Source organism: Sulfitobacter sp. F26169L (genome assembly GCF_026410285.1).
GTDB lineage: Bacteria > Pseudomonadota > Alphaproteobacteria > Rhodobacterales > Rhodobacteraceae > Sulfitobacter.
Genome location: NZ_JAPMLP010000004.1, coordinates 393,949 through 415,029 on the forward strand (window position 1 = coordinate 393,949; position 21,081 = coordinate 415,029).

The window sequence follows — 21,081 nt, forward strand, 5'->3', positions numbered from 1 at the left end:
ATCGTTTACTTGCCCTGTCAGTTTATGTTTAATCTTTCCCAAATTTTATTTTGGGAAGGTAAAATCCGTGGCAGTTGCACATTTGATTGAGGATCTCGAAGTCGCAGAAGGGCACGAAGGGGCATTATATCTGCGCGTTGAAGAAATTCGCGAAATATCTTTTCAGTACCAATACGAGGCTGTCACAGAGATGGGGACGGCCTCTGCCGAGGACTATTCAGTCACAGCCGGTCACGGTTCTGTATCTGTATCGACTACTGGCACAACGGGGCGAACAATCTCGATGCCCTTTGCAACATTCGCTGACAATTTGGCCGAAGAGGATGAGACTTTCTTTGTTTCGGTCCAGCTTTCCGGAGTTTCTTTCAGGAATGGTAGCAATTCGAAACTGGTCGAGGTGACCATCAAAAACAATGACCGCCCGACTGGTGAGGTCAGCTATATCGGTGATGCGGTTCCGGGAAGGGAAATTTCCGTTGATGTTTCTGATATTCAGGATTTGGATGGTCTTGGTCCTTTTCGATATCAGTGGCTAATCAACGGGGGACCAGCTCCAGTTGGCACTTTTCTGAACGGTGGCCAAAGTTACATTCCTGATCGGGCGTATGGGGAACCTCAAGAATTATCCCTTCAAATCACCTACACTGATCAGGAAGGTATGGCTGAATTAATAGAAATGCCTCCTATTACAGTGTTGAATACATATTTTAACGGAACTGATGAGAATGATCTTCTGACGGGCACCGCAGAGGCCGATTTGATTTTTGGCCGATTGGGTAGCGACACAATTCAAGCTGGCGATGGAGATGATAGGATAATCGGCGGCGGTGATGATTGGGAAATCAACGACCTCAGGGATGTCGTTTATGGCGAGAGCGGGAATGACAGTATTGACGGCGGTTACGGCAACGATGACCTGAACGGCGGTGGCGGCAACGATACGATCATCGGCGGTTTTGGCGGTGATACTGTGGTGGGAAACAGCGGTGATGACCATCTGTCCGGCGGTGCCCTTGGCGATGTTATTTTTGGCAACGCGGGTGATGATTTTATCAACGGCGGCTTTGGATATGATCGGCTGAACGGTGGCACTGGCGCGGATACCTTCTTTCATATTGGCATCTATGATCACGGCAGCGACTGGATTCAGGATTTTTCTGCGGATGATATTCTGAAATTCGGTGGTGACGCGACTCTGGCGCAGTTTCAGGTGAATACCACAAACACGGCAGGCGCCGGAGATGACGCCACGGACGAGGCGTTTGTGATCTATAAGCCGACGGGCCAGATCATCTGGGCGCTGGTGGATGGAGCCGCTCATGATAGCATCACGCTGGGCATTGGCAGTGATACCTTCGAATTGATGCTGTAAAACACGCCAACGCGCGACAACGTGACCGGATTGGGCAAAACCTCGCCTTGTCCGGTCGGTCTGCGCCATTGCGCGGACGCATAAAAATGATAGCTTGAAGCTCAAAATAACGAGGCTAGAGCACATGCGAATTTTTCTGACATCTGTAAGCGCGGTGGCTCTTGGGCTGGCATTGGCTATGGCAACCCCTGCGCCCACCTTTGCTGACTCGCTTGCGGGCGCCTATCTGGCGGGGCGCAGCGCGGCGGCGGGCAATGACTACGCCGTTGCATCGCAGTATTTTGCCACCGCGCTTGCACGCGATCCCGACAACTTGGAACTGAAGGACGGTGCAGCGTTGGCCTATCTGGCCCTTGGGGAGGTAGAGAAAGCGCTACCACTCAGCGAAGCGATTTTGGCGGCTGGCCAACGCTCTCAGGTGGCGCGCATGGTGATGACCGCGAACCTTGTTAACGATGGGAAGTACAGCGAACTGGCTGCACAGGAAGTCCAGACTGAAGGGATCAGCCCGTGGCTGGACGGGTTGGTCAAGGCATGGGCGCTGGTTGGCACCGACGATGTAGACGCGGCGCTCGCCCAGTTTGACGCGATATCAACGGATGCGGGAATGCGTGGTGTTGTCTCACTGCATAAGGCTTTGGCGCTAGGGACTGTCGGCCGTTACGCCGACTCTGTTGCGCTGTTTGAAAGTGACGCGCTGGGCGCTGCGGCGCGCACGCGGCGCGGTGTGATGGCTTATGCCGAGGTATTGTCCCAGCTGGGGCGCAACGCGGATGCAGTCAAGCTGATTGACGAGACATTCAATGGCGCCACCGACCCCGAACTGGACATCCTGATCGAAAAGCTGAATGCAGGCGAGAAACTGCCCTTTACCCACGCCCCGACTGCGCGCGCAGGATTGGCCGAAGTCTTTTATACTTTTGCTGCCTTGCTGCGCGCTGAACAGGCGAGCGACTATTACACGCTGTTATACGCCCGTGTAGCGCGGTATTTGCGCCCTGAGCATGTGGATGCACTGCTGATGACAGCCAACTTGTTGGAAGATCTGGGCCAGTACAAACTGGCGATTGACGAATACCGCGGCGTCAGTGCCGACGATCCAGCCTACCATGTGGCGGAACTGGGCCGTGCCGCTGCGTTGCGGCGTCTTGAAAAGGCCGATCAGGCGATTGAGGTGCTGGAGCAACTTGCGCGCACTCATGGTGATCTTGCTGTGGTACATTCAACGCTGGGTGACACCTTGCGCGCGCAGGATGAGGATCAGGCCGCGATTGCCGCGTATACCCGCGCGCTGGAATTGACCGATGACGACGATTCCCGCGCATGGATTTTGCATTTTTCGCGCGGTATTGCCTACTCCCGCGATGGGGATTCCGTGGCAGCCGAAGAAGATTTTCGTGCCGCGCTGGCGATCAACCCCGATCAGCCGCAGGTGTTGAACTATCTGGGTTACTCGCTGGTGGAAGAGCAGCGCAAGCTGGATGAGGCGCTGGAGATGATCGAGCGCGCTGTCGCTGCAAGCCCCGACAGCGGCTATATCGTCGACAGTCTTGGCTGGGTGTATTATCGGCTTGGCCGCTATGACGAGGCCGTCGTGCAGATGGAACGCGCCGTAGAGCTGGAAGCCGTCGATCCGGTGGTCAATGATCATCTGGGCGATGTGTACTGGGCCGTTGGACGCACCCGCGAAGCACGGTTTCAATGGAAACGCGCGCTATCATTCATCAAGTTTACCCAGACCGATACCGAAGCCGACCCTGACCGCATTCGCCGCAAGCTGGAAATCGGTCTGGATGCGGTGCTAAAAGAAGAAGGCGCAAAACCGCTAAAGGTTGCCAATGACGACTGAGGCGTTTGCCCCCGCCAAAATCAATCTCTCGCTGCATGTAACCGGCCAGCGTGATGACGGATATCACCTGCTGGACAGTCTGGTCGCCTTTGCCGACATAGGCGATCGGCTGTGGTTTGATTCGGCACCGGATATGCGCATCGATGTTTCCGGCCCGTTTGCAAAGGGTGTGCCGACAGACGCGCGTAACTTGGTCTGGCAGGCGGCCGACCTCGCCGGATGGTGTGGCAGGATCCGGTTGGAGAAGAACCTGCCGCACGGAGCCGGAATCGGCGGCGGTTCTGCCGATGCGGCAGCGGTTCTGCGCGCGTTCGGGGCCGGTGTGGACGCAATCGCGCTGGGCGCTGATGTACCTGTGTGCCTGCGCTCCATACCACAGCGTATGGCGGGCATAGGTGATGTGCTTGAGACGCTTAAGCCAATTCCAGATATTCAGGTTGTTCTGGTTAATCCAAAAGTAATTGTCCCGACCAAACAGGTTTTCGATGCGCTGAACAGCAAGCGAAATCCGCCCATGTCGGGCGAATTACCGACATTTTCAAATGCGGTTGAATTTTGTGACTGGCTGCGTTGCCAGCGTAATGATCTGGAGAAACCGGCGCGTGTGATTGCGCCGCAAATCGATACAGTGCTGGAGGCATTGGATGATGCGCTCATCGCGCGGATGTCAGGCTCCGGCGCAACATGTTTCGGCCTTTACGCAGAAAGTGCATCAACAGCCGCCGCACGCATTGCGCAGGCCCATCCCGACTGGTGGGTTGCGTCAGGAAGGTTGATCAGCTTATTCGGCTGACCACGTAGTCGGCCAGATCAACCAACATGTCCTTGATCTCATGTTCGGGCAGGGGGGCCAGTGCCTGTTTTGCCTTGTTTGCCCAGCCCAACGCATCGTCCTGTGTCGCGCGCAGAGTGTCGTGTTTGTGCAGGAGCGCCAAAGCTTGTTCCAGATCACCATCTCCTTGTTTGCCGCGCTCGATTGTGCGGCTCCAGAATGCGCGCTCTTCTTTATCGGCCAAGGCAACCGCCTTGATCACGGGCAGGGTCAGCTTACGCTCGCGGAAATCATCACCGATGTTTTTACCGGTTGCATCTGCCTGCCCCTGATAATCCAGAAGGTCATCAACAATCTGGAATGCGATGCCCAGTGCATCGCCATAATCAAACAGCGCCTTTACGTGCGCTTCGGGGGCGTCTGCGATGACACCGCCGACTTCGGTTGCGGCGGAAAACAGAGCGGCAGTTTTGCCGCGCACCACTTGCAGGTAAACGCCCTCATCTGTTGCCAGATTTTGCGCGGCCGTAAGCTGTAGCACCTCACCCTCTGCGATGGTGGCGGCAGCGTTGGACAGGATACGCATGACCCGCATCGAGCCGGGTTCGGTCATCAACTGAAAACTGCGTGCAAACAGATAATCACCCACCAGCACCGATGACTGGTTGTCCCACAACAGGTTAGCCGTAGGGCGGCCACGGCGCTGCGCACTTTCGTCCACGACATCATCGTGTAGCAATGTGGCGGTGTGGATGAATTCAACCGTCGTGGCCAGATGGATGTGATAGGGGCCGGTGTACCCGCAAATTGTTGCCGCAGCGAGCGTCAGCATCGGGCGCAGGCGTTTGCCGCCAGCCTCAACCAGATGAGCTGTCACCTCGGGAATACGCGGCGCGTGTTCTGACGCCATCCGCTCACGAATGAGGGCGCTGACAGCCTCCAGATCGCTGCTCAGGGCAGCGGCGAGGCGGTCGTGGGGTTTTTGGCTCTTCTCACTGGTCATCTTTCAACATCCTAGCGCTCGACAAGGGGACCGGCCCCGGATTACATCACTGCTATGAAAGAACTTTTACGCAGTACAGATCCTACGATCATCGCATTTGCTTCAGCTCTATTGCAGGGCGAGGATATAGCCTGCTTTCAGATGGACGTAAATATGAGCATCCTCGAAGGCGGCATCGGAATTTTCCCGCGCCGCCTCATGGTGCGCGCAGATGATCATGATGCGGCGACGCGTGTAATGCGTGATAATGACATTCCGCTGGGCTTATGAGTGACGAAGAGCTGAGCCGTGACGCCTTTCTGGGCGGGCTGTTGCATTTGCTGCAACCACAACGCGGGTATCGCGCGGGCGTCGATCCTGTGTTGCTTGCGGCCACTATACCAGCGGTTTCAGGCCAGCGGGTGCTGGAACTGGGCTGCGGTGTGGGTGCCGCGATCTTGTGTTTGGGCGCGCGTGTGTCCGGCCTGAGCCTGACCGGGGTCGAGCGTGAAGAAGCCTATGCCGCACTTGCCGCGCGCAACGGCGGGGCGGCGCTTGAGGTGGTAACCGCAGACATTGCGGCCATGCCGTTGACGTTGCGGCAGCGGCAATTCGACCACGTCCTTGCCAATCCGCCCTACTGGCGGCGCGATGCGTCCATCGCGGCGAATGATCCCGCACGCGAGGCGGCACTGGGCGAGCAGACGCCGCTGGCGTTATGGATCAAGACTGGCGCGAAACGGCTGGCCCCGAAAGGATATCTGCATGTCATCCACCGTGCAGAGCGTCTGCCCGATTTGCTGGCAGCATTGCCAAGCGACATGGGCAGTATAGAGGTCCTGCCCATCGCGGCGCGTACAGGCCGCGCAGCCGAGCGGGTAATCCTGCGCGCTCGCAAGTCCGGTCGGGCGGATTTTCGCTTGTCCGCCCCGCTGATTTTGCACCGCGGCGACCACCATCAGGACGGGGATCAATACACCGCGCCCGTTCGGGACGCCTTGCGTGCAGGTGCGCCGCTGAATTTCTGATCTGCGTTAAGCAATTGTTTACCGACAATGGCGTTATGCTGCATAGCGGCGTGACTTCATATGTGGATCATGCTTGAGTGAACTTGCAGATTTAGCAACCGGAGGAAGTATGTCCATAAATGCACATCTTGAGACGTTGAAGAAAAAGCACCACGACATGAGCGAGGCGATTGAACAAGCTCAACGTGCGCCCGGCGTCGACGGCCTGAAAATAGCCGACTTGAAAAAGCAAAAGATGCGTCTGAAAGAACAGATTACAAAACTGTCAGACTAGATTATTCCGACGCAAAGCTGGCGCGCGCTGCAATCAGCGCGCCGCCGGTGATCAGCATCGCCGCCCAGAGCAGGGTCGTGCTGGGTTCGGCAATACCCGCCAGAACAAGCACAAGTGTTGACAGCAAGGGGGCGGCGTAAGAGCTGGTGCCCAAAAGCTGGATGTCACCCCTCTTGCATCCGATATCCCAGACGTAAAATGCAAAGCCGACGGGCCCCAGCCCCAGGCCAGCAATGCTGGCCCATCCGACAACCGTTGATGGGAGGACGGTTTCTTCAAAGATCAGGTGGAGCGGCAGCGATAAAGCTGATGTCACAAGGCAAAAGATCGCCACACTGGCAGTCGGGGCCGAGCCGACCATACGCGAAAGCACCGAATACCCTGTCCAAGTGAATGCCGCGAGTAACGCGAGCAAATAGCCGGACAGATATTCACCGCTCAATCCCGCGCCACCACCTGAAATGATGATCGCCGCCCCTGCAAAACCCAATAGCGCACCGATGATATGCCCTGCGCGCAACCTTTCCGACGGCAGCAGCCCCGAAAAGACGACAATAAGCAGGGGCCAGAGGTATGCAATGAGGCCCGCCTCGGCGGCAGGAGCGAGCCTGAGCGCCGAAAAGTAAAGCAGGTGATAGGCAAGCAGACCAATCGCGCCAAAGGCATAGACGCGCAGCGGAACCGCTTGCATTTGCGCGGCACTGCCCGTTGCCCACGCCCAGACCAGCCCGACACCCCCGCCAATGCCAAAGCTGAGTGTGTTGAGCAACAAGGGCGGGGTTGGGGCGGACCCGACAGTGAAAAGCGCCAACAGCGCCCAGAGTAACACGGCGACAAAGCCGATGGCGGTTGCGCTGGTCCGGCTCATGTTTCGGGTAGCTCCACTATGGTCAGGGATTTTGTGATGTGATCGGTTTTTCTGAATTCGTCCAGCATCCAGTCACGAAATACAGCAATCTGCTGGCGGCTTTCCATGCCTTTCAGACACAGGAAACTGAAATGTGCGCCTGTGGCAAGTGCGGTCGGGAAAGGGGCTGCCAGCCGTCCATCTGCGATGTCTTTTACAATCAACGCATGACGGCCGAGTACCACGCCGGCACCCGCCAGCGCGGCGTCGATGGCGTGATCTGCCTGCGAAAACCGCGGCCCCAGCGTGGGCGAGTACGGGAGGCCCACAGCCGCAAACCACTCCGTCCAGCCCACGCGAGGCGTTATTATGCGGATTGAGTCGTCAAATATAATGGGGGCTTCTTTCAGGCTTTCGGGGGTCGGGTATTGCGCGGCCAGTGCGGGCGTCATAACCGGCATCACCCATTCTTCGGCCAGCGGGATCGAATACAGATCCGGCGTGGCGGTCTTGCTGAACCTGATTGCCACATCAACATTGTCGCGTGTTAGATCCGCACGCTGTAGCGACGCGGCAAAGCGCAGTTCAACGTCGGGATGGGCTTGGGCGAATTCGAACAGGCGTGGCGCAAGCCATTTTGCAGTGAATGCGGGGCCTGCGGTGATGGTTAACGTCTTGGTGTCTTGGGTGCGCAATGCTGCGCGCCATGCGGCTTCCAGTGTCTGAAACCCCTCCGCCGCGCCTTGACGCAGGGCAAGGCCGGCTTCTGTCAACTCTACCGCGCGGTTGAGGCGGTGAAACAGCGGCGCCCCAAGATGTTGTTCAAGTGACTTAATCTGGAACGAAAGCGCAGCGGCCGTCACGTTCAATTCGGAGGCTGCCAACGCAAACGACATATGGCGTGCGGCAGCGTCAAAGGCACGCAGGGCGGTAAGCGGAGGCAGGCGGCTGGACATCTTCACATAAGTAAATCTTATCTGATTGGTTGGAAAGTCTCGTTTGTCAGTTTTTTGTTTTCAGGTCAGATTGAGGCCAGAAAAGGTCAACTGATCCGAAGGTGATCCCCGTCAGGAGGTGGAAAATGTTTGAAGTAACCACAAATCCCGCAGCACGAGCCGCAATCGATAATGCACATGCTGTACGTGGCCGCATGATTGCAGAGTTCTTTGCGTGGCTGCGCAATCCCGCGCGGCGTTAGGTTTTCCGCTGGCGGTGTGCACGCCGTCTTACGGAATAAGCGGGGCCGGTGGATATTTCCACCGGCCCCGATACGTTCTGAAGCAGGTCTATGGATCAGACGAAGAATTGCGCGCCATTGGCCGAAATGGTGGAGCCGTTGATAAAGCCGGCGTCGTCGGCAACAAGGAAGGAAACCGCGCGCGCGATCTCTTCTGGCTCACCCAGACGGCCTGCGGGTATCTGTGCGATAATACTTTCCCGCACTTTCTCCGGTACGGCCATAACCATATCTGTTCCGATGTATCCGGGGCAGATGGCGTTGGCGGTGATGTTGGCGCGCGCGCCCTCTTGGGCCAGCGATTTTACGATGCCCAGATCACCCGCTTTGGTTGCGGCATAGTTTACCTGCGCAAACTGTCCTTTCTGTCCGTTGATGGATGAAATCACGACGATGCGGCCAAATTTACGCTCGCGCATGCCGGGCCAGATGGGGTGGATCGTATTGAAAACGCCAGTCAGGTTTGTGTCGATCACTTCGTGCCACTGTTCGGGTGTCATTTTGTGGAACGGTGCGTCACGGGTGATGCCCGCATTGGCAACGACAACCTCGATCGGGCCAAGATCGGCTTCGACCTTCGCTATCCCGTCTTTGGAGCTGTCATAGTCGGCGACGTTCCATTTATACGTTTTGATGCCCGTTTCTTCCGTGAAGGCAGCAGCGGCCTCGTCGTTGCCAGCGTAGGTTGCTGCAACAGTATACCCTTTTTCTTTCAATTCCTTGGAAATTGCTGCGCCGATTCCGCGGCTGCCTCCGGTAACAAGTGCGACACGCGACATTTCATTCTCCCGATAATAACGTTATTGCCGGTTAAGGCGTTGACGCGCAACAATGTTGCGCGCCCGACCTGTTTAAGGGCGTTCGAGGCACATAGCAACACCCATCCCGCCACCGATGCACAAAGTCGCCAAACCCTTTTTGGCGCCACGGCGCTTCATTTCGAACAGCAAGGTGTTGAGGATGCGCGCGCCGGATGCGCCGATAGGGTGGCCGATTGCAATTGCACCGCCGTTGACGTTAACAATCGCCGGATCCCAGCCCATGTCCTTGTTCACCGCGCACGCTTGTGCGGCAAACGCTTCGTTGGCTTCGACAAGGTCCAGATCGTCAGCTTTCCAGCCGGCCTTTTCCAGTGCCTTGCGCGATGCATAGATCGGGCCTGCACCCATGATGGTGGGGTCAAGGCCGACGGTGGCATATGACGCAATCCGCGCCAAAGGCTCGATGCCGCGCTTTTCAGCGTTTTGCGCGCTCATCAATAGGGCGCCTGCCGCGCCGTCGTTCAGGCCGGATGCGTTTGCAGCAGTGACGGAACCGTCTTTGGTAAATGCAGGGCGCAGTTTTGCCATCGCATCCATCGTCGCGCCGTGGCGGATGTATTCATCTGCGTCGACAATCGTATCACCCTTGCGACCCGGAACAGTGTAGGCAAAAATCTCGTCCTGGAAACGGCCTGCTTTTTGCGCGGCTTCGGCTTTGTTTTGGGACGCGACGGCGAATTCATCCTGTTGGTCGCGGCTGATTTCCCACTTGGCGGCCACGTTTTCGGCGGTCTGGCCCATGTGGTAGCCGTTGAATGCATCCCACAGGCCGTCTTTGATCATTGTGTCGATAAGCTTCATATCGCCCATTTTCTGACCGGCGCGCATGTTCTGTGCGTGGGGTGACATGGTCATGTTTTCCTGACCGCCCGCCGCAACGATATCGGCATCGCCCAACTGGATGTGCTGAGCCGCAAGCGCAACGGCGCGCAGACCGGACCCGCAGACCTGGTTGACAGACCATGCCGCGGATTCGATCGGCAGGCCCGCGTTGACATGCGCCTGACGAGCCGGGTTCTGACCCTGTGCGGCGGTCAGTACCTGCCCCAGAATGGTTTCGGACACCTCGGCAGCTTCGATACCCGCGCGCGATACGATTTCTTTCAGCATTGCAGCGCCCAAATCGTGAGCAGGGGTATTTGCAAAAGAGCCGCCGAAGCTGCCAACGGCAGTACGGGCAGCGGAGGCGATAACGACATTGGTCATGTAAAACTGTCCTCTTGATATGACAAACAGTGGAGAACATCAGGCCAATTCCACGAAAGATCGCGCCGCACCGTCTCCACCTTGGTCGCTTAGATACCGCATGGCGTGCGGCGCGGCAAGCAAGGTGAGAGTGGACGGGTCAGGCGCGCCTCTCGGTTTTGGGTGGGCGCAGCCAGTCCGGCTGTGTCGTTGGTGCGGCAAAGTAATAGCCTTGCAGGCAGTCTATCCCGATTTGTGTCACGACCGCCGCATCGTCGACGGTTTCGACCGACTCTGCCACCGTGAGCATCCCCAGTTCCTGCGCAATCGCATGAAGCGCGCGCGTCAACGCCAATAAGTCAGGGCATTTTGAGATACCGCGAATGAACTGTCCGTCGATTTTGAGGATGTCGAAATCGAAATCTTTGAAGTACCGGATCGTCATCGAGCCGGAACCAAAATGATCCATCGCAAAACAGATACCTTTCTGTTGAAGCCTGTGGATGAAGGATGTTACCAATTCTGGCACCATCATTGCCGAGGCTTCGGTAATCTCCAGAATAAGTCGCTCTCCCAGTTCGGGCGTTTCATTCAGGAAGCGATTGAGGCAATTCATCCACGGTTTATAGCCGATCGACCGTGCGGACATGTTTATCGACAGCCGCAAAGCACGGTTTTTCCTGAGGTTGTTCAGCCCGTGGCGCAACGCCAGCACGTCAATCTCGCGGCCCGTTTCCGTGTCTTCAATTTTATTCATAAAGTCACCCGCCGGAATAACCCGCCCTGTCGGGTCCAGCACGCGAATCAGACCCTCGTAAAATCCGACCTGATGTTGCGCGCTTGTGCGCATCACCGGCTGGAACGCGAGCAGGGTTTGATTGTGTGAAATCGCCTCTTTCACCATGTCCACCGTGCTTTGCGCCTGCCGTGTGACGGCAAATTCAAGCGGATTGTAGGCACCAGCCGGAATATCGGCCATCTGGCGTTTGGAATTGCCTTTCACGGGAGCATCCTTTGTTCTGCGCTGCGCGTTTTCAGAACATTGGGCCTCAGCCGCTAATAAGATGTTAAACGTCTAATTTTGTGCCAAATGTAGCGAATGAAGGAGGGCTGCATGACAGATAGACAAGACCCCACGCGATGTGACTGGGCGGGACCCGAACCGATTTATATCGATTATCACGATGCCGAATGGGGGGTGCCGGAATATGACAGCCGCGCCTTGTGGGAAAAGCTGATCCTTGACGGATTCCAGGCGGGGCTAAGCTGGATCACGATCCTGAAGAAGCGAGACTCATTCCGTGAGGCGTTTGAAGGGTTTGATCCCGATGTGATTGCGAACTGGGGCGAGGTTGATGTGCAGCGTTTGCTGGGCAATGCAGGGATCATTCGCCACCGCGGCAAGATCGAGGCCGCGATCACAAATGCGCGAGCATGGCAGCGGATCGAGGCTCGGGGCGGCTTTGACAAATTCATGTGGAACTACGTCGGTGGCGCGCCTTTGCAAAACCGGTTTGAACTGCAATCCGATGTGCCGCCCAAAACTGAACTGTCAGAGCGGGTATCCAAAGACCTGAAGAAAGCAGGTTTCAAATTCTGCGGTCCGACTATTGTGTACGCTTGGATGGAAGCCTGCGGATTGGTCAACGATCATCTGATCGGCTGCCCAAGACATAAAGAATGCGCAGCAATGGCAAGATAGGCGACCGGGGCGAAGTTGATACAGGTCAATGTATCATGTGCGGGAAGCTGTTAAGCTCAGGCATATCAATTCCTGAAAGGACACAAAATGTTTAACAAAATTGTTGTCGGCATTGACGGCTCGGACATGTCTGAAGCTGCTCTGCGTGTGGCGTGTGATCTTGCGGGGAAATATAGTTCTGAATTGCATCTCGTGCATACACCCCAGCCGCAGACAGTCGCCTTTGCGATGGGGGCGGTTTCCGCTTATGCAGTTGCAACGACCATGCCGTCGCAAAGCGAAGTACGTGCGGCCGGTGAGAAGTTGCTGAGTAGGGCTGAGGCAGTAGCTGCTGAATGTGGGCAGACTGACGTTCACACCTATCAGGAGGTCGGCGATCCTGCAAAATTGATTGTTGCTTACGCGGAAAAATGTGGCGCAGACCTGATAGTGACCGGACGGCGCGGTTTGGGCAGTCTTGGTGCCCTCGTGCAGGGCAGCACTTCACAAAGCATCAGTCATTTGGCGAAGTGCGCGACCTTGTCGGTTTTGTGACAGCCCAAGTAACTGCGTCGAATAAAATTTGTGTCAGGATATTTCTGCCGTTTGCACAATTGCCTTGTTTTACGGTCTGGCGCATTGACACTGTCTTCTAGATCATAGTAGAGGCGCACCTGTTGGTGTTGGTGGACCTCGCGAGAGGAACCCTGTCGGCGTGAAAACGCAGAGGACAACGCCCTTTACCGCCCCGCATGGGGCCATTTGAAGGAGAACAGCCGTGACCAAACGCACCGCTGCCAAGCATAAAATTGACCGCCGTATGGGCGAAAACATCTGGGGCCGTCCAAAGTCACCAGTAAACCGTCGTGAATACGGCCCCGGCCAGCACGGCCAGCGCCGCAAAGGCAAGATTTCCGATTTCGGTATCCAGTTGCGCGCCAAGCAGAAGCTGAAAGGCTACTACGGCGACCTGACCGAAAAGCAGTTCCGCCGCATTTACGGCGAAGCCGAGCGTGTAAAAGGCGATACAGGTGAAAACCTGATTGGTCTGCTCGAGCGCCGTCTTGACGCGGTTGTGTACCGTGCCAAATTTGTTCCAACAGTATTTGCGGCACGCCAGTTCGTGAACCACCGTCACGTGCGCGTAAACGGCAAACTGGTTAACATCCCGTCTTACCGCGTAAAAGAGGGTGACGTGATCGAAGTGCGTGACCGCTCCAAGCAGATGGTTGCACTGATCGAAGCCACACAGCTGGCCGAGCGTGATGTGCCTGACTACCTTGACGTCGATCACTCCAAGATGACAGCGACGTTTGTACGCACGCCTGCGCTGGGCGACGTGCCATACCCTGTTGTTATGGAACCGAACCTCGTTGTGGAATTCTACGCGAAGAACTAATCTTCGCCAGCACACAGCATATTTTACAAGCGCCCTGCCGGATTTCCGGCGGGGCGTTTTTCTGTTTAAAGGGCACTGTTGGCGGGGGGTGAATTTCGCGGGTGGTTGAAGGGCGAATGAGCGGGTAAAAGGCACTGTGCAATCAAAGAGCCCCGATATGAAACAACAGATCACGCCCCAACCCGGTATTATGGATATCGCCCTGTATCAGGGTGGTGCATCGCATGTGGCCGGTCATGACAATGTGCTCAAGCTCAGCTCGAACGAGAACCCTTTCGGTCCGTCCGAAGCAGCGATCAGAGCGTATGAACGGATGGGTCGAGAGATGCACCGTTATCCCAGCGGGGACCACTCTGCGTTGCGCGGCGCGATCGCAAAGGTGTACGGGCTTGACCCCGAACGCATAATTTGTGGCGCCGGTTCTGATGAAATCATCGCGTTTCTGTGTCAGGCCTATGCCGGCCCCGACACCGAAGTCATCCATACTGAACACGGCTTTGCAATGTATCGCATTTCTGCACTGGCTGCGGGCGCGACACCGGTAGAGGTGAAGGAACATGAGCGGGTCACCGACGTAGATGCGATCCTTGCCGCTTGTACCGACAAAACCCGACTGGTTTTTCTAGCAAACCCGAATAACCCGACAGGCACAATGATCGGATCCGCCGATATTGCGCGGCTGGCAGAGGCGCTGCCACCGCAGGCTCTGCTGGTACTTGACGGCGCCTATGCCGAATATGTCGAAGGATATGACGGCGGGGCAGCCTTGGTCGATGCGCGCCAGAACGTGGTAATGACCCGCACGTTTTCAAAGATTTACGGTCTTGGCGGTCTGCGCGTGGGCTGGGGGTACGGCCCTGCGCACGTGATTGACGTTCTCAACCGCGTGCGGGGCCCGTTCAATGTCAGCACTGCGGCCCTTGCTGCTGCCGAAGCAGCGGTGCGCGACGTCGCCTACATCGACCACTGCCGCGCCGAAAATGCGCGCTGGCGGACATGGATGGCAGATGCGCTGGCGGAAATGGGCGTACCGTCGGATGTGTCGCTGGCAAACTTTATTCTTGCGCGCTTTGCATCGCGGGAAGAAGCCGAAGCCTGTGATCTGTACCTTCAATCGCAAGGATTGCTGGTGCGCCGCGTGGCCGGATACAACCTGCCTGCCTGTCTTCGCATTACGGTCGGCGACGAAAGCGGATGTCGCCGTATTGTCCATGCTGTGCGCCAGTTCAAGGGAGGCTGATCAATGGCACATATTTACGACCGTGTGGCCCTGATTGGACTTGGCCTGATCGCTTCGTCGATGTTCTGGGCGATGAAGCGCAATGATCTGGCGGGTGAAATCACCGGCTTTGCCCGTTCTGGCGAAACCCGTGATACTGCCCGTGAAATCGGGCTGTGTGATGTGGTGTACGATAACATACTCGATGCCGTGCGCGGTGCCGATCTGGTGGTGCTTTGCGTGCCGGTCGGTGTCATGGGGCAGGTGATGGAGCAAATCGCCCCCGTTTTGAAACCGGGCGCAACCGTGACCGATGTAGGATCGGTCAAGCGTGATGTGATCGCGCAGGTGATGCCGCACGTGCCCGACGGGGTGCATTTTATCGCCGGTCACCCGCTGGCGGGGACGGAACATTCCGGTCCACGCTCGGGCTTTGCGGAGCTGTTCGACAACCGCTGGTGCCTGCTGGTGCCTGTGGAGGGCTCGAATCCCGATGCCATTGCACGCCTGCGCAGCTTTTGGGAGGGGCTTGGCGCCAACGTCGAGGAGATGGAGGCGGAGCATCATGATCTGGTCGTCGCGGTAACGTCCCATGCGCCGCACCTGATTGCCTATACGATGGTCGGTGTGGCTGATGACCTGCGCCGCGTTACCGATGGCGAGGTGATCAAATACTCCGCAGGAGGATTTCGCGATTTTACCCGAATTGCCGCATCCGATCCAACCATGTGGCGCGATGTTTTCCTGACCAACAAAGACGCCACACTGGAGATTCTCGGCCGCTTTACAGAGGAGCTATTTGCCTTGCAGCGCGCAATCCGGCAAGGTGACGGCGCACATCTACATGATTATTTCACCCGCACCCGCGCCATTCGCCGCGGTATTATCGAGGCGGGGCAAGACACCGACGCGCCCGATTTTGGCCGCAGCGGAGGACGTAAACAATGAAACAACTGGCAGTATTGTTTTGTGTCATGGCAACTGTATCCTGCGCGGGGCCGGACAGTTCCACCCGCCCCGAAGCACGCCCCGGAACGGGCCAGCCAGAAATTTCGGCTGACGGCACGATTGACCGCTCGGCGCTGGAAAACAGGCAGGGTGGTTTCTGGAAATCCCTGCGCCCTGTATTCCGTTCGCCGAAAGCTGGGCGCGAGCAGCGCGAAAAGCAAAAGCGGCTCGCGGCGGGGGCGGTGTGCGGCGACATCGCAATTCAGGGAGAGACGATCGGCGATGTGGCCGGCCGTATTTCCGGATGTGGCGTGGATGATGCGGTGCGTGTTTCATCGGTTTCGGGTGTTACGCTCAGCAGAAAATCCACGATGGATTGCGGCACTGCGCGCGCGTTGAGATCATGGATCGACAACAGCGCAAAGCCTTCGCTTTCTTCAAAAGGTGGCGGATTGCGCCAGATCAAGGTTGCCGCGCACTACGCTTGCCGCCGCCGCAATAATTCCAAGACAGGCAAGATCTCCGAACACGGTAAGGGGCGCGCGATTGATATTTCGGCGTTCAGAATGGCTGACGGTAGTGAAATCACTGTGCTGAGAGGCTGGAACGCGCGCGGAAGCCGCAAGGCCTTGCGCCGGATGCATGCGGGCGCCTGCGGCCCCTTTGGCACCGTTCTGGGCCCGAAAGCCAACCGGTTCCACCTTGATCACTTTCACTTCGACACGGCGCGCTACCGCTCGGGCAGCTATTGTCGCTAGGGAATAACCAGCCGCGGGGCTGGGCCCAGCGGAATAAATCCCACGCGCATCTGCCCTTGATCTATCGTGATATCCAGCGCCAGCGTGCCTTGCCCGTCCGACATCGCAGTCAACAACCGCTGGGCCGTTAATGCCCAGTCACGCGGCACCAGTGATTCGGAAACTGCCAGATCGAACATCTGTTGCCAGTTCCGCAGTTTTACATTGATCACACCGGATGGTACTCCGGCTGTATCAACGTCGATATCTGCGCTGGCGTTCAGCCCGAAATCGGCAAAAAGCGCTTCTGCTTTGTCTATCGTGATTCTGCGCGGCTGCGGGCGGTTTTCGCGTAACCCGTTGCGATCCCACGGTTTGTCGAATGTCACGATCATATCCAGAATGATCGGTTCGAAGGTGTCGGGCATGTTGGGCGGTAGGCCAAGATCCTGCGTCAGAACGCCACCCAAAGCAAAGCCGATGGCGGTCAGATCAATAGCGTAGGTCTGGGGCTGGTCCGTCTGATCCATGTAGGCTTGCAGGGTCTCGATGGCAAACAGCCGTCCCTCGGGCAAGTCAAACGCGATATTGCTGCTGCTGGCGTACATCCCCTCCAGTTGCAGCGCGCTGCCGGGGTGCAGGCGAATAGCGGCTTCGGTGCCGTTAGATGTTAGTGTGGAAACTACTGTCGGTGTTGTAATGGCGACCGGATCGTCAGACAGACGCAGCATTGCATCGCCCGGCCAGTAGATTGGAGCAGACAGTTTCACCTCTGGCAAAGAAAGAGTGGTGTTAGTTGCCGGGCCATTAAGGGTGATATCTTTCAGCGTGGTTGCAATTCGAAACGGGAAGCCGCCCCGTGTCACGCTGTTAACATGCGCTGTCATCCCATTCGCGCGAAGACTTTCAAGCCAGACCTGCACACCGCGATCCAAGCTGCCTGTAGCCACCCACCACCATCCGGCCAAGACCAGCGCCAACAGGACAAGAATTTTGATCGCCAGACGTATCATGGGCATTGCCCCTCTTTTCATCTTCGTGTGCATAGGGTTTATCTAGCACAACACGGGAGAACCAGATGAGTATGTGGGTATTCGGCTATGGTAGTTTGCTATGGAATCCGGGATTTGAAGTTGCAGAAAGTGTAATTGCAACCTTGCCCGGCTATGCGCGGTCGTTTTGTATGCGCTCGATACACCATCGTGGCAGCGAAGCGGAGCCGGGACTTGTTCTTGCGTTGGACGAGCAGGAAAGCAGCGCTTGTGAAGGTGTCGCGCTTCGGGTTGCGGATGGCCACGAGGAGGCAACACTGGCCTACCTGCGTGAACGCGAGTTGATCTCGTCGGCCTATCTGGAAAAAATGCTGTCGGTGCAATTGCGCGACGGGCGCGAGGTTACTGTTGTTGTCTACGTTATTGACGAGGCGCATAATCAGTATTGCGGTGGTCTGCCGCTGGAAGAACAGGCGCAGATTATGGCCCGTGCGGTTGGCCAGCGTGGGCCGAACACGGAATACCTTTATAATACAGCAGAACATCTTGCGTCTGTAGGGCTGCATGATCCGGCGCTTGAGTGGCTTGCCCAGCGGGTAAAAGAGATCGCGGTATAAATCCTTGGGGTTATAGTTAATTCGGGTTAGGCTAATCGGCACAAACAATAAGGTCAGGAGCAGGACGCGCATGGCGCAACCAGACCGCGAGGCGAAATTGCAATTTTCTCAACCTGTCCGGCAGATCACACTGATGCTGCTGGTTCTGGGCCTTTCAGGTTTTGGTGCGTTTGTCGCCCTGCCACGGGTCTTGCCGGTTTTTCAGGCCAACCCCTATCTGAACGGGTTCATCGCCTTTGTTTTCCTGATCGGTGTGGTGGCCTGTTTTTATCAGGTGGTGCAGCTGATCGGCTCGGTCCGCTGGATCGAAAACTTCGCTTCGGATGATGACACGCCGAACGATACACCGCCGCAAATGCTGGCGCCATTGGCTGCATTGTTGCGCACACGTGGCGCGCGGATGCAGATCAGCGCGTCTTCGACCCGATCTATCCTCGATTCCGTCGGAACCCGCATTGACGAAGCGCGCGAAATTACGCGCTACATCGTTAACACTCTGATTTTTCTTGGACTTCTGGGCACGTTCTACGGGCTGGCGACGACTGTGCCGGCAATTGTCGACACAATTCGCAGCCTTGCACCGCAAGACGGCGAAGGCAGCACAGATGTGTTCAACCGCCTGATGACGGGGCTTGAATCGCAACTGTCGGGTATGGGGGTCGCCTTTGCGTCTTCACTGTTGGGGCTCGCAGGCTCTTTGATTGTTGGGCTGCTGGAGTTGTTTGCGGGCCACGGGCAGAACCGGTTTTATCAAGAGCTTGAAGACTGGCTGAGTTCTATCACACGCGTCGGTTTTGCCGCCGGTGACGACAGCACGCCGGAACAGGCTGTTATGGCGGGTATGGTTGATCACATGGCCGAGCAGATGGAACAAATGCAAGATATGTTCAGCCGCTCCGAAGCGGGCCGCGCAGAAGTTGAACAACAGCTTGGCAGTCTGGCAGTAGCGATCGAACGTATGGCCGTGCAGTTAGGGGATCAGGGGGGATCGTCGGACGCGCTGGAGCGGATGGCGGAGGGGCAGGAGCGCATGATTGCAGCACTGGAACGGCGCGCCGATAAACCACACGAAAGTGTTGGCATGGACGCGGAAAGCCGTATGCGCCTGCGTTCGATTGATGTGCAGATGCTGCGTATTCTTGAAGAAATTTCAGCGGGCCGGCAGGAAAGCATGGCAGAGTTGCGGAAGGAACTATCTTATCTTGCCAAAGCACTGTCTTACCCGCGCAGCAGCACAGAACCCCGCCGGATACGCGCCAAACCCGACGGTAAGGAGCGTTAGCTATGGCCTTGTCGCGACGCACCGGCGCGCGGTTTCAGGCGTCTATCTGGCCGGGGTTTGTGGATGCCATGACCGGCCTGTTGCTAGTGCTGATGTTTGTGCTGACCATCTTCATGGTTGTCCAATTTGTGCTGACAGAACAGATTTCGGGGCAAGAGACGGAACTGGACGCGCTATCGTCCGAAGTGGCCGCACTTGCGCAGGCATTGGGGCTGGAACAACAGACGAGCACCAATTTGCAGGCGCGTGTTGGCGCGTTGCAAGCATCGCTGGCGCAGGCCAGATCGCAGGCAGACGAACAGGCGGCACTTATAACGTCACTACAAAGCGAGCGGGCCGCGCAGGATCAGGCACTGTCACAAGCGCAGACGCAGATCACCAGTTTTGAGGCGCAAGTTGCCGCGCTGATTGCAGACCGCGACACAGCGCAAGGGCAGGTTGCCGATCTGGAAGCGCGCGAAGCAACGTTGTTGAGCGAGCAGGAGGCATTGAACCTTGCGCTTGCAGCGAGCCGTGATGAAATCGACGCACAACAGGAAGCGGCGCGTTTGGCGGCCGCGCGGCGCGAAGCACTTGAGGCTTTGATGGCTGATTTGCGGGCCCGCAATGCAACCGCTGAAGACCGGATCGAAACACTGAGCGCTGAAGTTGATGCCGCAAATGAAGCCCTGAGCGCGCAAGAGGCACAGCGTTTGGCCGATGCTGCTGCGGCCCAGGCGATGCGTGATAGGCTGGAGAGCGCGGACACGGAACTGACGGCGATGACACTTTCGCTGGAAGCGCAGCGCAAACGGGCCGAAGAAACACTGACTCTGCTGGCTGCGGCGCGTGCAGCGCAAGAAGAGTTGGATCAGCGCCTGGCGGCCGCGCTGAGTGATGCGCAAGCCAGTGAATCCGAGCTGCAATCCAGCCTTCAGGACGCAAATGCGCGCATCGCTGCGCTGGAGGCAGAGTTGAGCGATGCCGAAACAGAGACAGATAACCAAATTGAGGATTTGCGCACCCGTCTGGCCGCAGCGCTTGCGGCTAAACTGGAGGCGCAATCCGATGTGGACCAGACCCAAAGCGAAGCTGAGCGTCGTGCCGCGCTGTTGGCGCAGGCCAGAGAGGAGTTGGCGCAGGAAATCGAAACTTCTGCTGCAGCGCAACGCCAGACAGAACTGTTAAACCAGCAGGTAGCGGCCCTGCGCGCCCAGCTGAGCAACCTGCAAGGATTGCTGGATCAGGCTGAAATTGATGATGTTGCGCGGCAGGTCGAACTGCAATCGCTTGGATCACAGCTTAACACCGCACTGGCGCGTGTCGCAGCAGAAGAGCGGCGGCGTGCTGAACTGGAGGCAGCTGAGCGAAAGCGGCTGGAGGCGGAAACCAAAAACCTTGAGCAGTACCGCTCGGAATTTTTTGGTCAACTGCGCGCGGTGTTGGGCGCGCAAGAGGGCGTGCGCATCGAGGGTGACCGATTTGTGTTCAGTTCCGAAGTGCTTTTCCCGCCCGGTGGTGCAGACCTTTCGCGGGAAGGGACCCGTGAAATTGCAAAAGTTGCATCGATCCTACAGAATGTCGCTGCCGATATTCCTGAGGGTATTGACTGGGTCATTCGGGTTGATGGTCATACGGACAATGTGCCGCTATCTGGAACCGGAGAATTTGCCGATAACTGGGAGCTTAGCCAGGCCAGGGCATTGTCCGTTGTAAAATATATGTCCAATTTTCTAGGTATTCCACCGGATCGGCTGTCGGCAAACGGGTTTGGGCAGTACCAGCCTGTAGATACAGCCGACACAGATGCCGCGCGCGCGCGCAACCGCCGCATCGAACTGAAATTCACTGAAAAATAAG

The 21,081-nt window shown here is 57.1% G+C and carries 22 protein-coding genes; 15 read left to right on the forward strand and 7 right to left on the reverse strand.

The genetic code is table 11. The annotated features are described in order from the left end of the window. Positions 1-67 precede the first annotated feature (67 nt). The 3 genes from OS189_RS11330 (at position 68) to OS189_RS11340 (ending at position 4,014) form a co-directional block, all read left to right on the forward strand. Positions 68-1,372 (forward strand): calcium-binding protein, encoded by a 1,305-nt coding sequence (locus tag OS189_RS11330; RefSeq protein ID WP_267167418.1) that lies wholly within the window; start codon positions 68-70, stop codon positions 1,370-1,372. Between the two features lie 124 nt (positions 1,373-1,496). Continuing rightward, positions 1,497-3,221, forward strand: coding sequence for a tetratricopeptide repeat protein (locus OS189_RS11335; protein ID WP_267167419.1), 1,725 nt, complete (start codon positions 1,497-1,499; stop codon positions 3,219-3,221). Beyond that, positions 3,211-4,014, forward strand: a complete 804-nt coding sequence (locus OS189_RS11340) for a 4-(cytidine 5'-diphospho)-2-C-methyl-D-erythritol kinase (protein ID WP_267167420.1) — start codon at positions 3,211-3,213, stop codon at positions 4,012-4,014. The genes OS189_RS11335 and OS189_RS11340 overlap by 11 nt, the downstream gene beginning before the upstream one ends. Here the strand turns inward: OS189_RS11340 and OS189_RS11345 are convergent. Beyond that, positions 3,998-4,996 carry a polyprenyl synthetase family protein gene (locus OS189_RS11345; RefSeq protein ID WP_267167421.1) on the reverse strand — a complete coding sequence of 333 codons (999 nt, stop codon included), beginning with the start codon at positions 4,994-4,996 and terminating at the stop codon, positions 3,998-4,000. The two genes, OS189_RS11340 and OS189_RS11345, sit on opposite strands and share 17 nt — an antisense overlap. Positions 4,997-5,050: 54 nt before the next feature. Here OS189_RS11345 and OS189_RS11350 point away from each other — a divergent pair, with 54 nt between their 5' ends. The 3 genes from OS189_RS11350 (at position 5,051) to OS189_RS11360 (ending at position 6,277) form a co-directional block, all read left to right on the forward strand. Further along, a complete protein-coding gene (locus tag OS189_RS11350) occupies positions 5,051-5,266 on the forward strand; it encodes a putative signal transducing protein (RefSeq protein WP_267167422.1) in 216 nt (71 codons plus the stop codon). Next, positions 5,263-6,003 (forward strand): tRNA1(Val) (adenine(37)-N6)-methyltransferase, encoded by a 741-nt coding sequence (locus OS189_RS11355; RefSeq protein ID WP_267167423.1) that lies wholly within the window; start codon positions 5,263-5,265, stop codon positions 6,001-6,003. The genes OS189_RS11350 and OS189_RS11355 overlap by 4 nt, the downstream gene beginning before the upstream one ends. A 109-nt stretch (positions 6,004-6,112) precedes the next feature. Continuing rightward, complete coding sequence (locus OS189_RS11360) at positions 6,113-6,277, forward strand: YdcH family protein (RefSeq protein WP_267167591.1); 165 nt, start codon at positions 6,113-6,115, stop codon at positions 6,275-6,277. 1 nt (position 6,278) lies between these two features. On the opposite strand, the gene yddG is transcribed toward OS189_RS11360, so the two are convergent. From yddG to OS189_RS11385, 5 genes are all read right to left on the reverse strand, one after another. Continuing rightward, positions 6,279-7,145, reverse strand: coding sequence for an aromatic amino acid exporter YddG (gene yddG, locus OS189_RS11365; protein WP_267167424.1), 867 nt, complete (start codon positions 7,143-7,145; stop codon positions 6,279-6,281). After that, the gene (gene gcvA, locus OS189_RS11370) at positions 7,142-8,080 is read right to left on the reverse strand and encodes a transcriptional regulator GcvA (protein WP_267167425.1); all 939 of its coding nucleotides are present in this window, start codon (positions 8,078-8,080) and stop codon (positions 7,142-7,144) included. The genes yddG and gcvA overlap by 4 nt, the downstream gene beginning before the upstream one ends. 337 nt (positions 8,081-8,417) lie before the next feature. Next, entirely contained in the window at positions 8,418-9,140 is a 723-nt protein-coding gene (gene phbB, locus OS189_RS11375) for an acetoacetyl-CoA reductase (protein ID WP_267167426.1), read from the reverse strand. Between the two features lie 72 nt (positions 9,141-9,212). Then, positions 9,213-10,388 (reverse strand): acetyl-CoA C-acetyltransferase, encoded by a 1,176-nt coding sequence (locus tag OS189_RS11380; protein ID WP_267167427.1) that lies wholly within the window; start codon positions 10,386-10,388, stop codon positions 9,213-9,215. A 139-nt stretch (positions 10,389-10,527) separates the two neighbouring features. Then, positions 10,528-11,370: an EAL domain-containing protein gene (locus OS189_RS11385; protein WP_416237474.1), complete on the reverse strand. Its 843-nt coding sequence runs from the start codon at positions 11,368-11,370 to the stop codon at positions 10,528-10,530. Between the two features lie 111 nt (positions 11,371-11,481). Here OS189_RS11385 and OS189_RS11390 point away from each other — a divergent pair, with 111 nt between their 5' ends. The 6 genes from OS189_RS11390 to OS189_RS11415 all read left to right on the forward strand — a co-directional run bounded on the left by OS189_RS11390 (position 11,482) and on the right by OS189_RS11415 (position 16,372). Continuing rightward, positions 11,482-12,069, forward strand: a complete 588-nt coding sequence (locus tag OS189_RS11390) for a DNA-3-methyladenine glycosylase I (protein WP_267167428.1) — start codon at positions 11,482-11,484, stop codon at positions 12,067-12,069. 87 nt (positions 12,070-12,156) lie between these two features. Beyond that, positions 12,157-12,603, forward strand: a complete 447-nt coding sequence (locus tag OS189_RS11395) for a universal stress protein (protein ID WP_267167429.1) — start codon at positions 12,157-12,159, stop codon at positions 12,601-12,603. A 223-nt stretch (positions 12,604-12,826) separates the two neighbouring features. Next, positions 12,827-13,447, forward strand: a complete 621-nt coding sequence (rpsD, locus tag OS189_RS11400) for a 30S ribosomal protein S4 (RefSeq protein ID WP_267167430.1) — start codon at positions 12,827-12,829, stop codon at positions 13,445-13,447. Between the two features lie 157 nt (positions 13,448-13,604). Beyond that, positions 13,605-14,687, forward strand: a complete 1,083-nt coding sequence (gene hisC, locus OS189_RS11405; RefSeq protein WP_267167431.1) for a histidinol-phosphate transaminase — start codon at positions 13,605-13,607, stop codon at positions 14,685-14,687. 3 nt (positions 14,688-14,690) lie between these two features. After that, positions 14,691-15,614 (forward strand): prephenate/arogenate dehydrogenase family protein, encoded by a 924-nt coding sequence (locus tag OS189_RS11410; protein WP_267167432.1) that lies wholly within the window; start codon positions 14,691-14,693, stop codon positions 15,612-15,614. Then, positions 15,611-16,372, forward strand: coding sequence for an extensin-like domain-containing protein (locus OS189_RS11415; protein WP_267167433.1), 762 nt, complete (start codon positions 15,611-15,613; stop codon positions 16,370-16,372). The genes OS189_RS11410 and OS189_RS11415 overlap by 4 nt, the downstream gene beginning before the upstream one ends. On the opposite strand, the gene OS189_RS11420 is transcribed toward OS189_RS11415, so the two are convergent. Then, positions 16,369-17,364, reverse strand: coding sequence for a DUF2125 domain-containing protein (locus tag OS189_RS11420; RefSeq protein WP_267167434.1), 996 nt, complete (start codon positions 17,362-17,364; stop codon positions 16,369-16,371). The two genes, OS189_RS11415 and OS189_RS11420, sit on opposite strands and share 4 nt — an antisense overlap. Positions 17,365-17,429: 65 nt before the next feature. Between OS189_RS11420 and OS189_RS11425 the strand changes: the two genes are divergently transcribed. The 3 genes from OS189_RS11425 to OS189_RS11435 all read left to right on the forward strand — a co-directional run bounded on the left by OS189_RS11425 (position 17,430) and on the right by OS189_RS11435 (position 21,080). Beyond that, positions 17,430-17,960, forward strand: a complete 531-nt coding sequence (locus tag OS189_RS11425; protein ID WP_267167435.1) for a gamma-glutamylcyclotransferase — start codon at positions 17,430-17,432, stop codon at positions 17,958-17,960. A gap of 70 nt (positions 17,961-18,030) precedes the next feature. Beyond that, positions 18,031-19,242, forward strand: a complete 1,212-nt coding sequence (locus OS189_RS11430) for a biopolymer transporter ExbB (protein WP_267167436.1) — start codon at positions 18,031-18,033, stop codon at positions 19,240-19,242. A 2-nt stretch (positions 19,243-19,244) separates the two neighbouring features. Beyond that, positions 19,245-21,080 carry a peptidoglycan -binding protein gene (locus OS189_RS11435; protein ID WP_267167437.1) on the forward strand — a complete coding sequence of 612 codons (1,836 nt, stop codon included), beginning with the start codon at positions 19,245-19,247 and terminating at the stop codon, positions 21,078-21,080. Position 21,081: the final 1 nt, after the last annotated feature.

Coding starts and splice junctions, on each gene's coding strand:
- OS189_RS11335 (WP_267167419.1), top strand. CDS start 1,497: ATGCGAATTTTTCTGACATCTGTAAGCGCGGTGGCTCTTGGGCTGGCA.
- OS189_RS11340 (WP_267167420.1), top strand. CDS start 3,211: ATGACGACTGAGGCGTTTGCCCCCGCCAAAATCAATCTCTCGCTGCAT.
- OS189_RS11345 (WP_267167421.1), bottom strand. CDS start 4,996: ATGACCAGTGAGAAGAGCCAAAAACCCCACGACCGCCTCGCCGCTGCC.
- OS189_RS11350 (WP_267167422.1), top strand. CDS start 5,051: ATGAAAGAACTTTTACGCAGTACAGATCCTACGATCATCGCATTTGCT.
- OS189_RS11355 (WP_267167423.1), top strand. CDS start 5,263: ATGAGTGACGAAGAGCTGAGCCGTGACGCCTTTCTGGGCGGGCTGTTG.
- OS189_RS11360 (WP_267167591.1), top strand. CDS start 6,113: ATGTCCATAAATGCACATCTTGAGACGTTGAAGAAAAAGCACCACGAC.
- yddG (WP_267167424.1), bottom strand. CDS start 7,145: ATGAGCCGGACCAGCGCAACCGCCATCGGCTTTGTCGCCGTGTTACTC.
- gcvA (WP_267167425.1), bottom strand. CDS start 8,080: ATGTCCAGCCGCCTGCCTCCGCTTACCGCCCTGCGTGCCTTTGACGCT.
- phbB (WP_267167426.1), bottom strand. CDS start 9,140: ATGTCGCGTGTCGCACTTGTTACCGGAGGCAGCCGCGGAATCGGCGCA.
- OS189_RS11380 (WP_267167427.1), bottom strand. CDS start 10,388: ATGACCAATGTCGTTATCGCCTCCGCTGCCCGTACTGCCGTTGGCAGC.
- OS189_RS11390 (WP_267167428.1), top strand. CDS start 11,482: ATGACAGATAGACAAGACCCCACGCGATGTGACTGGGCGGGACCCGAA.
- OS189_RS11395 (WP_267167429.1), top strand. CDS start 12,157: ATGTTTAACAAAATTGTTGTCGGCATTGACGGCTCGGACATGTCTGAA.
- hisC (WP_267167431.1), top strand. CDS start 13,605: ATGAAACAACAGATCACGCCCCAACCCGGTATTATGGATATCGCCCTG.
- OS189_RS11410 (WP_267167432.1), top strand. CDS start 14,691: ATGGCACATATTTACGACCGTGTGGCCCTGATTGGACTTGGCCTGATC.
- OS189_RS11415 (WP_267167433.1), top strand. CDS start 15,611: ATGAAACAACTGGCAGTATTGTTTTGTGTCATGGCAACTGTATCCTGC.
- OS189_RS11420 (WP_267167434.1), bottom strand. CDS start 17,364: ATGATACGTCTGGCGATCAAAATTCTTGTCCTGTTGGCGCTGGTCTTG.
- OS189_RS11425 (WP_267167435.1), top strand. CDS start 17,430: ATGAGTATGTGGGTATTCGGCTATGGTAGTTTGCTATGGAATCCGGGA.
- OS189_RS11430 (WP_267167436.1), top strand. CDS start 18,031: ATGGCGCAACCAGACCGCGAGGCGAAATTGCAATTTTCTCAACCTGTC.
- OS189_RS11435 (WP_267167437.1), top strand. CDS start 19,245: ATGGCCTTGTCGCGACGCACCGGCGCGCGGTTTCAGGCGTCTATCTGG.